The 15,165-nt window shown below is 45.1% G+C and carries 10 protein-coding genes and 3 tRNA genes; 12 read left to right on the forward strand and 1 reads right to left on the reverse strand.

The window, feature by feature from the left end; translation table 11 throughout:
• Positions 1–45 precede the first annotated feature (45 nt).
• The 3 genes from M3629_RS25420 (at position 46) to M3629_RS25430 (ending at position 294) form a co-directional block, all read left to right on the forward strand.
• Positions 46–122 (forward strand) — tRNA-Arg (locus M3629_RS25420).
• A 16-nt stretch (positions 123–138) separates the two neighbouring features.
• Positions 139–212: transfer RNA gene (locus M3629_RS25425), tRNA-Pro, on the forward strand.
• Between the two features lie 11 nt (positions 213–223).
• Positions 224–294, forward strand: a tRNA-Gly gene (locus M3629_RS25430).
• A gap of 256 nt (positions 295–550) precedes the next feature.
• Here the strand turns inward: M3629_RS25430 and M3629_RS25435 are convergent.
• On the reverse strand, positions 551–910 hold the full coding sequence (locus tag M3629_RS25435) for a WGxxGxxG family protein (protein ID WP_251511293.1): 360 nt from the start codon (positions 908–910) through the stop codon (positions 551–553).
• A gap of 581 nt (positions 911–1,491) precedes the next feature.
• On the opposite strand from M3629_RS25435, the gene ppc reads away from it, so the two are divergent.
• From ppc to ectB, 9 genes are all read left to right on the forward strand, one after another.
• Positions 1,492–4,284: a phosphoenolpyruvate carboxylase gene (gene ppc, locus M3629_RS25440; protein ID WP_251511294.1), complete on the forward strand. Its 2,793-nt coding sequence runs from the start codon at positions 1,492–1,494 to the stop codon at positions 4,282–4,284.
• Positions 4,285–4,538: 254 nt separating this feature from the next.
• On the forward strand, positions 4,539–5,105 hold the full coding sequence (gene sigW, locus M3629_RS25445; protein ID WP_090924356.1) for an RNA polymerase sigma factor SigW: 567 nt from the start codon (positions 4,539–4,541) through the stop codon (positions 5,103–5,105).
• A gap of 136 nt (positions 5,106–5,241) precedes the next feature.
• A complete protein-coding gene (locus tag M3629_RS25450) occupies positions 5,242–5,856 on the forward strand; it encodes a zf-HC2 domain-containing protein (protein WP_251511295.1) in 615 nt (204 codons plus the stop codon).
• Positions 5,857–6,147: 291 nt separating this feature from the next.
• A complete protein-coding gene (gene cdaA / locus M3629_RS25455; RefSeq protein ID WP_251511296.1) occupies positions 6,148–6,987 on the forward strand; it encodes a diadenylate cyclase CdaA in 840 nt (279 codons plus the stop codon).
• The gene (locus M3629_RS25460; RefSeq protein ID WP_251511297.1) at positions 6,980–8,479 is read left to right on the forward strand and encodes a CdaR family protein; all 1,500 of its coding nucleotides are present in this window, start codon (positions 6,980–6,982) and stop codon (positions 8,477–8,479) included. The genes cdaA and M3629_RS25460 overlap by 8 nt, the downstream gene beginning before the upstream one ends.
• 81 nt (positions 8,480–8,560) lie before the next feature.
• The gene (gene glmM / locus M3629_RS25465) at positions 8,561–9,901 is read left to right on the forward strand and encodes a phosphoglucosamine mutase (RefSeq protein WP_251511298.1); all 1,341 of its coding nucleotides are present in this window, start codon (positions 8,561–8,563) and stop codon (positions 9,899–9,901) included.
• 373 nt (positions 9,902–10,274) lie between these two features.
• On the forward strand, positions 10,275–10,511 hold the full coding sequence (locus M3629_RS25470; protein ID WP_251511299.1) for a hypothetical protein: 237 nt from the start codon (positions 10,275–10,277) through the stop codon (positions 10,509–10,511).
• Positions 10,512–10,667: 156 nt separating this feature from the next.
• Positions 10,668–12,500: a glutamine--fructose-6-phosphate transaminase (isomerizing) gene (gene glmS, locus M3629_RS25475; RefSeq protein ID WP_090924350.1), complete on the forward strand. Its 1,833-nt coding sequence runs from the start codon at positions 10,668–10,670 to the stop codon at positions 12,498–12,500.
• Positions 12,501–13,374: 874 nt separating this feature from the next.
• Positions 13,375–14,658: a diaminobutyrate--2-oxoglutarate transaminase gene (gene ectB, locus M3629_RS25480; protein WP_251511300.1), complete on the forward strand. Its 1,284-nt coding sequence runs from the start codon at positions 13,375–13,377 to the stop codon at positions 14,656–14,658.
• Positions 14,659–15,165: the final 507 nt, after the last annotated feature.

The following is a 15,165-nucleotide window of genomic DNA, read 5'->3' on the forward strand; positions in this document are numbered from 1 at the left end:
AGGCGAGGGTCGCGGGTTCGATTCCCGTCTTCCGCTCCAATATTTGCGCCCTTAGCTCAGCTGGATAGAGCGTTTGACTACGAATCAAAAGGCCGGGAGTTCGAATCTCTCAGGGCGCGCCATTATTACCTTTCATATCGGGATGTAGCTCAGCTTGGTAGAGCACCTGGTTTGGGACCAGGGGGTCGCATGTTCAAATCGTGTCATCCCGATTTTTGTTTGTGCGGGTGTAGTTCAATGGTAGAACTTTAGCCTTCCAAGCTAATAGCGTGGGTTCGATTCCCATCACCCGCTTACTGATTCAAACTAAAGTCTCTGCTGCTTATAGCAGGGACTTTTTTTGCATATATAAGAATGAATTTGAGATATTGATATACTGTGTTAGGGGGCGATCTGAGGCATATATCGCCTTGTATGTATCTCAAGAGCCAAACCCTTTGTGTATCGCTTCATACAAAGGGTTTGGCTCTCTTATGGTTGCTTTCGCTAAAGGTCAGTGGATGACCATCTTAGTAGCGGAGGTCTTTTTTTTTACAAAGGAATCAATCCATTAACGCTCGTGATGATCGGTTGCTCTTTTACGCATACCGGCCAGTCCCAGCAATCCTAGCAAGCCAAGCCATCCCCAGTCCATTCCGTTGTCGCGGTCTGTTGTTGTAGCTGCATTCGTACGTACACTGTTTGTACGGTAATCTCCATTGTTTCGGTAATCACCATTCGTACGATAGTTACCATCCATGTTCATGTTCAAGTTGCTGTTTGTACGGTCCATGTAGTTGCTGTTCTGATAAGACTTGACACGTGAACCGTTGGTATCCATTCCGTTGGTCATATGGCCTTCAGCACCTGCAGAACCAGCCATTGCGGCAACAACTAGCATAGAAGCAATAAGGGTTGTGGCTTTTTTCATGATGTGAACTCCTCCTTTATGTTGTACGAGCTATCAAGTAATCTGCCCAAATACACAAGAACATTATGTAGCAGGAGGAGTGTTAAGTTATGGGGGACAAACAAATTTACTGTGAAATACATAAGAAATATATCAAAAGACAACGGTAAGTGTTAGAAAATCGAAATTTCTCTTTAATTCATTGCGTCAGTGTGGTAAAGTATACAAAAGCTTGCTTTGCCGGTCATGTTTCTTTGGAACGTCTGTATATCAATGAATGCTTAAAGCTGGAAAATTGAAAGCTGACTTCCGTATTTCAAACCTAGAATAAGTAAACTGCATAATTATGAATTTTTTAGATTAGTTATGAGATGTTCCAGGTGTAAAAAGTACGTGAAAAAGGTATCATGCGACAGCATATGGCTATTCATAGAAGCAGAACAAGAAAATGAATAAAAAAGCGTGTTTTTGTGATGTATTTCGGGGATAATCCTCATTTTTACTAGTAGAAAAATAAAGATTTTCGTGCCATTTTATTGTATGATGTTATGAAGGTGTCAAATTTACGTGTACGAATGGAACGATCAGATGGGAGGATAAGCATGACTGAAACTATGGTAACCGCCAGCAAAAGCCAATCCAACAACCTGCTTCGGCGAGACGTGCGGTTCCTGGGCAACATACTCGGAGAGGTTCTTGTCCATCAAGGAGGCACGGAGCTTCTAGATGTCGTTGAGAAGATTCGGGAAACGAGCAAATCGTTGCGTGCAGAGTTTTTGCCAGAACTGTATGAAGAGTTCAAAACGATGATCCAGGAATTAGACTCGGACAATCGTCATCAGGTTATTCGAGCTTTCGCTATTTATTTTCAATTAGTTAATATTGCTGAACAAAACCATCGGATTCGGCGTAAACGGGATTATGAACGTTCTGCAGGAGACGCTGTGCAGCCAGGTTCGATTGAAAAGGCAGTTCAGGATCTGAAGGAACGTGGATTGTCTCATACCGAAGTAGAGGAGATTCTGGATGATTTATCACTGGAACTCGTGATGACAGCTCACCCGACGGAGGCGATGCGCCGGGTTATTCTGGATATCCATAAACGGATCTCTGAAGATGTCATGCTGCTCGACAATCCTACGCTGACGTTGCGTGAACGTGAACAGCTGCGTGAGAAACTGTTGAATGAGGTTATTACCCTCTGGCAGACAGATGAGCTACGCGATCGCAAACCGACCGTACTCGACGAAGTGCGGAACGGGATGTATTACTTTCATGAAACGTTGTTCCATGTACTTCCGGATGTATATCAGGAGCTGGAACGCTGCCTGAATAAATTTTATCCAGACCATGACTGGCATGTGCCGACGTATTTGCGTTTCGGTTCCTGGATTGGTGGAGACCGGGATGGAAATCCATCGGTAACTTCAGATGTAACATGGCAAACGCTTCTCATGCAACGCAAGCTCGCTTTGCGTGAGTATCAGCGGATTATGATTGAACTTATGGGACACCTCAGCTTCAGCACCAACATCATTCATATCTCGGATGAACTGGCGCAGTCGATTGAGCAGGATCGCAACTGTGTTACTTTGAAAAAAGTTGACATTTGGCGTAATGAAAAAGAGCCCTATCGCATTAAACTGGCTTACATGATTGCCAAGCTGAACAATGTTCTTGATGAGAACAAGGTTGGTCAGCCGGATCGCTACCAGAACGCTCAAGATCTGATTGATGATCTGTTAATTATCGACCGTAGCTTGCGTCATCATTTTGCTGACTATGTAGCGGATACAACGGTTCGTAAAATGATTCGTCAGGTTGAACTGTTCGGATTCCATACGGCTTCTCTGGATGTGCGGCAGCACAGCAAGGAGCATGAAAGTGCAATGTCGGAAATTTTGGCGAAAATGAATATTGTAGACGATTATGCACGTCTGACAGAAGACGGGAAAATCGATCTGCTTGCTCGTTTGCTGGATGATCCAAGACCGCTTACTTCTCCGTATCATCAGTACACGGAAGGTACAAGAGAGTGTCTGGATGTCTTCCGCGCGATTAAGCGTGCACAGAATGAGTTCGGTACAGGTTGCATCACGAGTTACTTGATCAGTATGACACAAGGAGCAAGTGATCTACTTGAAGTGATGGTGTTTGCCAAAGAAGTTGGTTTGTTCTCCAAAGGGGCAAACGGCGAAGTGATCTCTACACTGCAAGCTGTACCATTGTTTGAAACCATTGACGACCTTCATGCAGCATCGGAAATTATGCAACGGTTGTTTAACTTACCTATATATCGTGCAAGCGTGACTGGACGTAATGAGTTGCACGAAATTATGCTTGGATACTCAGACAGTAATAAAGATGGCGGTGTAGTTACGGCAAACTGGGAACTGCGCGTAGCGATGAATGCGATTACGGCTGTGGGCAATGAGCATGGTGTGAAGCTGAAATTCTTCCACGGACGCGGCGGAGCGCTCGGACGTGGCGGAATGCCACTGAACCGTAGTATTCTTGCACAACCTCCTCATACGATTGGCGGCGGCATCAAGATTACGGAGCAAGGTGAAGTTATTTCATCTCGGTATTCTCTGCAGGGGATTGCTTACCGTAGTCTGGAGCAGGCTACTTCAGCGCTAATTACAGCGGCTTTGAATGGTCTGGAGCCGCAAGAGTCGGCATCTGAGCAAGCTTGGGATGAGATTATAAAAGACATCTCCGAAGTGTCACTGACGAAGTATCAAGATCTCATTTTCCGTGACCCGGACTTCTTCACGTTCTTTAAGGAGTCTACGCCTCTTCCTGAGGTGGGCGAGCTCAATATTGGTTCGCGTCCCTCTAAACGGAAAGGCAGTGACAAGTTTGAAGACTTGCGTGCGATTCCATGGGTATTTGCTTGGACCCAAAGTCGTTACTTGCTTCCGGCATGGTATGCGGCAGGTACGGGGCTACAAAGCTACTATCAGGGCAAAGAGGAAAACCTGAACGTCCTGAAGGATATGTATGCTAACTTCCCGTTCTTCCGTACGCTGATTGATACGGTGCAGATGGCGATTGCCAAAGCAGATCTAGTGATCGCTAAAGAGTATTCGGCCATGACTTCCAATAAAGAAGCTCGTGACCGTATCTTCGGTCAGATCGAATCGGAGTTTAAACTTACCAAAGAGCTGATTTTGAAAATTACAGGTGAAGCTGAAATTCTGGATGATGTGCCTGTAATTCAGGAATCGATCCGTTTGCGTAATCCGTATGTTGATCCACTTTCCTACATGCAAGTGCAGTTGCTCAGTGAACTGCGTGACATGCGTGAACGTGGTGAGGATGATACTGAACTACTTCGGGAAGTATTGTTGACCATCAATGGTATTGCAGCAGGGTTGCGGAATACAGGTTGATGTATGATGAGAGACCTTTCACAACACTCATATAATGAATGATTTATGTAACAAAATAAATATCCATCTCTTCTTATGAGAGGAGAGATTAGACGGGACTCCTCACGGAGTTCCCGTTTTTACTGTTTTTGGAGGATATTTGTCATACAGTCTTGATTTTTGACCAAAGTTGATTTACGATTTGATTGGTGAATTACAAGTGTGGACGGGTATCAGAAGACGGAAGACCCATCAGCATGTCTGGGGGAATCAGGGTGGACAATTTGGAGAACAGGCTTGTGAAGCTGGTACTCAAGGGAGACCAGAGAGCCTTTGCAGAAATCGTTGAATTATACAAGGACAAGCTGTTTCATTTGGCATATCGGATGCTGAGCAACCGTCACGAAGCGGAGGATGTTGTTCAGGAGACGTTTTTGCGTGTGTTTCGAAATATGGAAAAGTATGATCCGAATCAGAAATTCTCGACCTGGATCTATCGGATTGCAACGAATTTGTGCATTGACCGGTTACGGAGAAAGAAACCTTCTTACTCACTTGATGCAGAACTGAATGATCAGGAAGGATCTGACGGCTACGCAATGCTTCCTAGTGATGATCGAACACCAGAGAGTGAAGCACTGCTTTCCGAAACACAGACCCTCATCCGTGAGGCGATTGATAGCTTACCAGCCAAGTATAAGTCCGTTATGGTTTTGAGATATTTACAGGACTTGTCATTACAGGAGATCAGTGATGTCACAGGTATGCCCGTAACAACGATTAAGACAAGGGTGCACCGTGGCCGTGATTTTCTGCGCAAAAAACTAGAATATAAGTTATAATCACAATCACCCGAAATTTTGGGCAAAAATAATTTGAAACATATCTCAAACGGGTGCGTATGAAATGTATGCAAGTCTTATGCATGCTTTTTGCAGGTGTATGGACTAAGTGTCTAAGGAAAGGATTGGCTCTCATATGGATTGCAACTCGGCCGTCTCTTTAATGCATGAATGTTTGGATGAGTCGTTGTCCCCGGATCAGAAAACTGAATTGAAAAGCCATTTGTTGATCTGTCCGGATTGTCGCATGCGCTTTAAAGAGTTGGAACAGACGGAAATGCTACTCTTTGCCATGAAACATTATTCACCGTCTGCCTCGGATGAGCTGACCAATCGAATTATGAATGCTCTGCCACAGCCCAAGAGACAGCAAGTATGGCTCAGATGGGTCAAAGGACATCCCGCGCTGACGGCGGCAGCCTTCTTTTTGGTCGTGATGCTCTTTAGCGCCTTCAGTTTCTGGAATCAGAACAACGAAATGGTCGTTAAGGGGAACAGTCTGGATCAGCTCGTGATTCAAGGCAACACGGTTATTGTTCCAGAAGGTAAGTCAGTTGCTGGCGATCTTACGATAGAGAATGGAACCGCTCAGGTGTATGGCGACGTAGACGGCAATCTGACGGTAATCGACGGACAACTGTTTCAAGCTTCCACGGCCCACGTGTCAGGTCAGGTGAAAAGTATTGATCAGGCGCTGGACTGGTTTTGGTACAAAATAACCAATATGGTAAATGAAGTGGCTTACCGCTAAGTCAGGGTATAACTTCACGGGTATATACCAAGCAGGGTACCTCCGAATTGCGTGGGGTGCTCTTTTTTTTATTGCCTAAATGGAAGAAAAAGCGGTAAAAGGAAGCTTATGTGCAGTTTGTGACTGGAGTAACTTGCAACATGAACGGTAACGTTATAACCTAGATAGTAATGAGAACATACTACATATAGATAAGCATTGGATAAATGCGAAGAAGGGATTATGTAAAATCCCGAATGGTTAATATGAGATCAGAGTTTACTCATCAATGGGGATAGCGGGGGCTGGCTTATGAATTATTTTGCTGACTTAACGTGGAAAGAGTCCATTAAGGACGTTATCGATATATTGATCGTTACCTATATTATGTACAAACTGATTTTACTTGTGCGGGGTACACGCGCGGTTCAGTTGCTCAAAGGGATTTTGTTCCTTGTGTTAATCTGGGCGTTAAGTACATGGCTAAACCTGTATACTCTTAAATGGCTAATGAACCAGATGTTTACGTTTGGGGTTGTTGCGGTGTTTATCATATTCCAGCCGGAACTCCGTCGTGGTTTGGAGCAATTGGGTCGAGGTAAGCTGTTTGGGCGCTCAGCCGCCGCAAGTGACGAAGAGTTAACCGTGTTAATTGGTGAAATTATTAAGTCCGTGAATTATTTGTCTCGCCGAAAAATTGGTGCACTGGTTGTCTTTGAACGTGAAACAGGACTGAATGACTACACGGAATCCGGGATCAAAATGCAATCTCTTGTCAGTTCTGAGCTGATGATTAACATTTTTATTCCCAACACACCGCTCCATGATGGAGCCGTCATCATTCAAGGGAAACAAATATCTGCAGCAGCCTGTTATCTGCCATTATCCGAAAATCCATTTATCAGCAAGGAGTTGGGAACGCGCCATCGTGCTGCGATTGGAATAACGGAGGTGGCCGATGCAATCTGTCTGGTTGTTTCGGAGGAGACAGGGCAAGTATCTCTGGCGATGAACGGACAAGTGGTTCGTGATATTAAGGAAGAGTCGCTGATCGCCAAACTGTATGAGGAATTGCGTCCAACCTCCAATCTGAGCAAAAAGAATGCATGGTCGACCTTCTGGAAACGGAAGGGGGGACGAAAAAATGGATAAATGGTTTAACAACAATAACTTTGCAAAAATACTCGCACTGGCGGTAAGCCTGCTTCTCTGGTTCATGATTCATCTGGATGAGGTGCCAACAACACCAACCATTACAACGGGGATATCCAGCAAGGTCGTAGAACGTACTGTGCCTGTTCAACCGTACGGACTGGATAGTAATGCTTATGTTCTTACGTCACTTAGCACAGATGAGGTTCGACTGGAAATTAAAGGACAGCGTTCGATGTTGACATCGATTTTTACTAATGATGATTATAAAGTTCTGGTTGATTTGAGTCAGGTTAAGGATGGTTCGAACACATTGCCGCTTGTACCTGATCTGCCTTCCGGTGTTGAAGTGGTCAGTATGGAACCGTCCATGGTGACAGTGAACGTGGAGAAATTGGGCACCAAATCGTTCAACGTGAATATTGTACCCGAAGGAGAGCCTTCTGCTGGATATACGGCTGGAAAGCCCGTGGTTGAACCTTCTGCTCCGGTTAAGGTAACTTTGCCGGAAGGACAGCTTGATGCTGTAGCGAGTGTTCAGGGCAGTGTCAGTGTGAAGGATGCGAAGGAAGATGTAGTTCAGAAAAAAGTGAAGCTTCAGGCATATGATGCTGAGGGTAAAGTGATCGAGAATGCAACCATATCACCTCAAACGGTCGAAGTACGAGTACCAGTCAATCAGCCCTACACAAAAGTTCCCTTGAGGATCAAATATGCAGGACAATTACCAGAAGGTTTGGTGCTCTCTACGGTCGAGCCAAGCGTGAAAGAAGTCTCGATTTATGGGAGTGAGGAAGTACTTGCAGGTATACAGTCCTACGACCAAGCTACTCTTGATCTTACGCAATTCACGGAGTCTGGTACCTCTACAGTTAACGTGGACTTGACGTCGCCTTCTGGTTCTGAGAAAATCGAGCCTAGTTCGATTCAGATCAAAGTAACGGTGTCCCCATATGATGAGGTCGAAACGACGACTAAAGTCTTTCCTAACGTGCCGATTCATTTAACTGGTGTGGGGAGTGGGCTGGAAGGTGAACTGGTTACTCCGAAAAGTGGTGGACAGAACATTACGCTGAGCGGATCACGAAGCATGCTTGAAGGTCTAAGCGGGGATGACATCAAGCTTACGGCCAATCTCCAGGGACTTGGTGTGGGCACACATGAAGTTAAACTGGAAGCTAATTTACCGAGGTTCGCCAAGCTGGATGAGGCATCCAATAATTTAAGAGCCACGGTGAAGATCAGTGAGAAAGCGGAGGATGCGACTGCTCCTCCAGAGCAGAATTCGGGTGAGGGCAATCCATCAGGGCCAGATCCATCACCAGCAGAAGTTGAGAATGGACAGCCAAATACAGATCCTGTAGAAGAGCAAACCGAATCGAATACGGAACAGCAGGATCAAAGTCAGCAGGGAAATGCATCAACTAGTCGTGGTAGTGTAAACAACAGTGCAAATAATAACAACGGCAGTAAAACTGGTTCTAATCCGTAATTATGCAAATTTTTATTTATTTTTAAATTTAAAAATGATATTGATGTGATCATATATGATGCAAATAGAAGGAGTTAGATCATGGGTAAATATTTTGGTACAGATGGTGTCAGAGGGGTTGCGAATAAAGAGTTGACGGCGGAGCTGGCGTACAGCATCGGACGTTGTGGTGGTTATGTGCTTGCAGGTGGGGTGGAAAGACCTAAAGTAGTGATCGGTATGGACACACGAATCTCTGGGCTCATGTTGGAGTCAGCGCTCGTAGCGGGTCTGTTGTCTATTGGTGCAGACGTGATTCGTTTGGGTGTTGTGTCTACTCCAGGTGTCGCATATATTACACGTTTGCTCAAAGCGGATGCGGGTGTAATGATCTCGGCTTCTCACAACCCTGTGGAGGATAACGGCATCAAATTTTTCGGTGGAGATGGCTTCAAGCTGTCAGATGAAACGGAGAATCGGATCGAAGAACTGATGGATGCGGTAAAAGACGAACTACCACGCCCCGTTGGTGCAGGTCTTGGAACAGTGACGATGGATGAGCAATCTCGTTATCGTTATCTGGATTTTCTGAAAACAACTGTATCCGAGTCGTTCTCTGGTCTCAAAATTGTACTGGACTGTGCCAATGGTGCAGCATACGAACTGGCGCCAAAATTATTCAGTGAACTTGGGGCCGAAGTTATTGCCATTGGCGCTGAGCCGAACGGTCTGAACATTAACGAACAGTGCGGTTCGACTCATCCAGAGCACTTAAAGCAAGAGGTGCTGAAACATCAAGCGGATCTTGGTCTTGCTTTTGATGGTGATGCCGATCGTTTAATTGCTATTGATGAAACGGGTGCCGAAGTGGATGGTGACTTTATTCTCTGTATCTGCGGAGACGCAATGAATCGGGCAGGTAAGCTGAAAGATAGCACGGTGGTGTCTACCGTAATGAGTAATATTGGCTTCTACAAAGCAACGGAAAAGCTGGCGCTGAAAACAGCCAAAACGGCTGTTGGTGACCGCTACGTGATGGAAGAAATGCGCCGTGGTGGATATAATCTGGGCGGCGAGCAGTCGGGTCACGTTATTTTCTTGGACTACAATACAACGGGAGATGGCATGCTAACGGCAATTCAACTCGTCGACACATTGAAAGCTTCGGGTAAAAAACTGAGTGAGTTGAAAGCAATCATGACACAGTACCCGCAAGTGCTGGTTAACGTTCGTGTTGAAGACAAGAGCAAATACGAAGGCAATGTTGCCATCGGAGAAGCGATCGCCGCAGTAGAAGAAAAACTGGGGGATAATGGTCGTGTACTTGTTCGTGCATCGGGTACCGAGTCCTTGATCCGTGTTATGGCTGAAGGGCCGGATAAGGATGAATTGGAGCAATTTGTATCCCAGATTGCAGATGTTGTGCAAAAAGAACTGGTATAACCTACTGAAAAAAGCCTGTTGTCATGTGATTTGAGTGTTATTTTTCACATAATTGATATCTTGGCATATGGTTATACAGAGGCTGCTTTAATTCCATATATTAACGATTCATTCATTGTTCCTGCGTCCTGGCCAGATAAGACTATGGGTCTGATTATTTGGCCGGGAGCGTGGGTAAATATGCTGAAATGGTTACAGGTACTTTGCTCCATTGCAAAATAGACTTAAGGTGCATATAATGAGTGGAGTCGTCATTCAGACACGGAAAGTGAGGATTGTAAGGTTACAGTTACACAAGCGCCAGAGCTTGAAGTTGCGCGGGACGCATGTTGATGGATGTCTCTTTTGCTAATCAGGAGATAACATGGTCAACATGGACGGCTATCAAGCTGACGAGGTGGAGGTGTTCGGATTGTTCGGCGGGGACCTCCCGGTGATGCACCAGAGCCGTAAACCGGATTGCGGAAAATGGATAGGTGACTGTCCACACAACGCGCCGGTAGGTGCAAAGGATCAGATAAAATTCAAAATGAATGTGCGTGAAGAGCGTAAACAGTGCGCGGACGGGAAAATGATGTACATTCATGATTGCATTCGTAATAGAGCATGAACACAGCAGGGCGGCAGAAGGCCGTTCTGATCATTGATAATTGAATAGGAAATGATATTCATGATACGGTAAGCAATCTATCATTTTCCAATACGTCCACCTCTGCCTGTTTCTCTTCCAGACACAGTATTCATATACAAACGGAGGAACTAAATTATGTGCGGTATTGTTGGATATATTGGTAATAAGAACACTCAATCGGTATTGGTCGAAGGATTGAAGAAGCTCGAGTATCGTGGTTATGACTCTGCAGGGATCGCTGTATTTACACCGCAAGGTCTGCAAATTACGAAAGCTCTTGGACGTTTGGCGAATCTTGAAGCAAAGCTGGATGGTGCTCCGCTGGTAGGTAATGCCGGAATCGGACACACTCGCTGGGCTACGCATGGTAAACCATCGGACGAGAATTCCCATCCACACACGGATGGAAGCCAGAAGTTTTCCGTTGTGCATAACGGGATTATTGAGAACTATCTGGAGCTGAAGGATGAGCTGATCTCCCAAGGTCACACGTTTACTTCCGAGACAGATACTGAAGTCATTTCTCACCTGGTTGCACGTGAATACAATGGTGATATTGTTAAAACTGTGCAAAAAGTGATCACGTTGTTGCGTGGTGCATTCGCACTGGGTGTATTGACAGAGCATGAGCCTGAGAAACTTGTTGCTGTGCGTCAAGCTAGTCCATTGATTATTGGTGTTGGTGAAGGCGAGAACTTCATTGGTTCCGATATTCCGGCAATTCTGGAACATACACGTAATGTGTACATTCTGAATGATGGCGAAATGGCTGTATTGACACATGATGCTGTCGAATTGATGACGATTGAGGGCAATTTTATTTCTCGGGAAATGATTCGTGTCGATTGGGATGCAGTAACCGCGGAAAAAGGCGGATTTGAGCACTTTATGTTGAAAGAGATTCATGAGCAACCAAAAGCATATCGTGATACAATGCTGGGTCGCATCGACAATGAAGGCAAAAAAGTGCAGCTTCCTGAGCTCAAAATGACGGAAGAGCAAATTAAAAATATTCGTAACGTTCAAATCATCGCATGTGGTACAGCGTACCATGCTGGTCTGGTTGGACGTACAGTGATTGAACAAATGGTTCGTATTCCGGTTGAAACGGACGTTGCTTCCGAGTATCGTTACCGTTCGCCGATCGTTCATAAAGATACACTTGTAATTGTGGTAAGCCAATCCGGTGAAACAGCAGATACGCTGGCAGCACTGCGTGAAGCTCAATCTAACGGTGCGCATGTACTGGCGATTACAAATGTTGTGGGTAGCTCGATTGCACGTGATGCAGACGATGTAATTGCTACATTGGCTGGACCTGAGATCGCAGTGGCTTCCACTAAGGCTTACACGTCCCAGTTGATTGCGTTCAACCTGCTTGGTCTGTACCTTGCACAAGTACGTGGTACACAAACACCGGATGAGATTGCACACACACTGGCAGCGATGCAAGCACTGCCTGAACAAGTGGAATCCATGCTGGAGCAAGCGGATGCGATTAAAGGGTATGCGGAGCAAATCTCTAAACATGAACATCTCTTCTTCATCGGCCGTGGTTTGGATTATGCGGTAGCACAAGAAGGCTCATTGAAACTGAAAGAAATCTCTTATATTCACTCTGAAGCTTATGCTGCAGGTGAGTTGAAACACGGTACACTCGCGTTGATCGAGGACGGTATTCCTGTTATTGCCTTGGCAACACAGGAGAACGTACTGGAGAAAACGGTAAGTAACATCAAAGAAGTAAAAGCACGTGGCGCAGACGTACTGGCGATTACGTACGAAGAGCACGTAGCTCCATTGCTTAAATCCGTTGACCAAGCGTTTGCGATTCCTAAGACATTGCCACTTCTAAGCCCAGCTCTGTCTGTTGTTGCATTGCAATTGCTGGCGTATTACGCTTCCCTCGCTCTGGGTCACGATGTCGATAAACCACGTAACTTGGCGAAAAGTGTAACGGTTGAGTAAAATCCAGGCTTGAATGAACAAGTATGTTCAGTGATGAAAAAGTTGTGAACTAGTAAAACAGTTTCGAACCCGAATTTATGAAGAATGATTGTGCTTTAAACATCGAAAAGGGAGCCCGAGAAATTAACTCGTGGCTCCTTTTTTAGTTCTATAAAATACACTATACGGCCCTTGATCATTTGTTGCAGTGGCATTGTAGGGAGCAAATGAAAAAGAGCGCGTAACCACGTTGTTGATATCGAAAAACAAATGTAATTTGTAAAATAGTTGTTAAATCGACCTCAATCTATTTTTTAACTCTGCTAATCTTTACAAAACAAAAGCAAACTAAAATGAAAAGTATACCTTCTTACAGTCCTTAATTTTTTTATTTATTTATTTAAGTTAACAAGAGTAATTTAGGCAATTGTGTTAAGTTTCTGTAAATTGAGAGGAATCTAAACTTTAAAGAAGAACTTAAAGGTAATATATACCATTAATTCCATTCGTAAATTTAGACATTTACTTCGATTTAACTCCTCGATTGATGACAAACTATACTTGTAATCCTCCTAATTATGTTAATTTAAGGCGAAATATTAACACTTTATACTTCGAAGATCTAATTTAACCAAAATTTTACTATACATTCTTTGGGAATTTGATATAATTCTACCCAGGTCGACCTTCCAATTATTGAAAAAAATTGAATTGGTGGGTTTTTATACATACCTAAGCTGTGTGCGAGAGACCAGTCTACTGGATACCCAGCAAGCCGGCATGCGAGGACCGACAATTGTGGTAACGACAGCCAAGAATTTTTTGCTCGATGACGCCAGAAGTTTCAGAAAGAATGAAGCTAAACTTATCCCAATTACGATGGAGGATGAAGCGCGTGAGCATTTTTGAAAAGCTGGAATCTAACGTAAGATCTTACTGCAGAAGCTTTCCGGTAGTATTCGACCGGGCCAAGGAAGACCTGTTATATGCTGAGGATGGGAGAGCGTATATTGATTTTTTTGCAGGTGCTGGGGCACTGAATTACGGTCATAACAATGACTATATCAAGGATCGGATTCTCGATTACCTGACTTCTGACCGGATTATGCATGGTCTCGATATGTACACAATGGCCAAGCGCGAATTTATTCAGAGCTTCTCTGAGCGGATATTGGAGCCAAAGAAGCTAGATTACAAGCTTCAATTCTGCGGTCCGACGGGCACAAATGCAGTGGAAGCGGCACTCAAGCTTGCACGCAAGGCGAAGAAAAGAACCGGTATATTTGCATTCATGGGCGGTTTCCACGGTATGTCACTCGGCAGTCTTTCGGCAACAAGTTCCAAGTCGATGAGGGAAGGTGCAGGACTTCCTCTAGATGGAGTTACCTTCATACCACACCCGAGTGGGGTTTTCGCAGAGATGGATACACTCGGTTACATCGAGAATATTCTGAGTGATTCGCACTCCGGAGTCGATAAACCGGCCGCGATTCTGCTTGAGACAGTACAAGCTGAAGGCGGCATTCACGTCGCTGAAGCACAGTGGCTACGTGGTTTGCAACAGATTTGCCGTAAGCATGATATCCTGCTCATTACCGATGAGATTCAAGTCGGCTGCGGCCGAACGGGTGAATTTTTCTCCTTCGAACGTGCAGGGATTGAGCCGGATATGGTTACCCTATCCAAGTCGATCAGCGGTTACGGCCTGCCAATGTCCCTACTGCTCTTAAAGCCAGAACTGGATCTTTGGACGCCTGGAGAACACAACGGTACCTTCCGCGGTAACCAGCTTGCTTTTGTGGCTGCCAAGGCTGCTCTTGAGTTCCGAGATAGAGCCGCTTTGGAAGAACAGGTGAAGCAGAAGGAAGAGTTCGTGCGCTCGTTTCTTGATAAAGAAATTAAACCTCTACATCAATCTATCACCATCCGCGGGATTGGCCTGATCTGGGGCATTGACGTTTCGGGCTTCACGGATGAAGCAGGGGCGAAGCGGATGTCGGAGATCAGTTTCGAGAACGGACTTATTATTGAAAGGGCCGGCAGAGGGGACCTCGTCCTGAAGATCATGCCTCCGCTGACGGTTTCCATGGAGAATCTGGCTGCTGGTTGCAATATTATCAAATCTAGTATTCAGCAGGTAATCTCACAAGAGACCCAGCGTTTGCTGGTAACGACCTAAGCTTGGTCAGACCGACAGTTGCCCTTGCAATAATGCTTCTTTCGGGGGGGCTGCGCCGAATCTGGTGTTGAAGATGAATTTTGCTCCTATCGGAATATTTCACTCGAGTATTCCTTGATACCGTCAGGTAACAGGGGGATTCACTGCTGACCCTAGAGCTAAATCCATTCATCTAATACAAAGTATTTTTGAGAGCCGCATGAAATACCATCTTCACATGTAATCGCCCGGAAAAAGATCACTACCCCGCAGCCTGATCTTGATTTATCCACATCGGGACTGCGGGAATGCATTAATCGTACATAGAGTGTATCCATGCCCCTTAACATAGGTTTCGATCAAGGCAACTCCTTAGCTAAATCTGGAGGTGCGGCTAATTTCGTTGCTGGCCTACTAGTATCCTGCAGCAGGTCTTACATCAATGGGAGGAACCTCCTTTGTACACCTCTAATTCCAATTCCGAATCCAAGGTAAACTCAAAGTCCGTTCTCGGGCATCGGTGTTCAC

The organism is Paenibacillus polysaccharolyticus (assembly GCF_023714295.1).
GTDB lineage: Bacteria > Bacillota > Bacilli > Paenibacillales > Paenibacillaceae > Paenibacillus > Paenibacillus polysaccharolyticus_A.

Coding starts and splice junctions, on each gene's coding strand:
- M3629_RS25435 (WP_251511293.1), bottom strand. CDS start 910: ATGAAAAAAGCCACAACCCTTATTGCTTCTATGCTAGTTGTTGCCGCA.
- ppc (WP_251511294.1), top strand. CDS start 1,492: ATGACTGAAACTATGGTAACCGCCAGCAAAAGCCAATCCAACAACCTG.
- M3629_RS25450 (WP_251511295.1), top strand. CDS start 5,242: ATGGATTGCAACTCGGCCGTCTCTTTAATGCATGAATGTTTGGATGAG.
- cdaA (WP_251511296.1), top strand. CDS start 6,148: ATGAATTATTTTGCTGACTTAACGTGGAAAGAGTCCATTAAGGACGTT.
- M3629_RS25460 (WP_251511297.1), top strand. CDS start 6,980: ATGGATAAATGGTTTAACAACAATAACTTTGCAAAAATACTCGCACTG.
- glmM (WP_251511298.1), top strand. CDS start 8,561: ATGGGTAAATATTTTGGTACAGATGGTGTCAGAGGGGTTGCGAATAAA.
- M3629_RS25470 (WP_251511299.1), top strand. CDS start 10,275: ATGGACGGCTATCAAGCTGACGAGGTGGAGGTGTTCGGATTGTTCGGC.
- glmS (WP_090924350.1), top strand. CDS start 10,668: ATGTGCGGTATTGTTGGATATATTGGTAATAAGAACACTCAATCGGTA.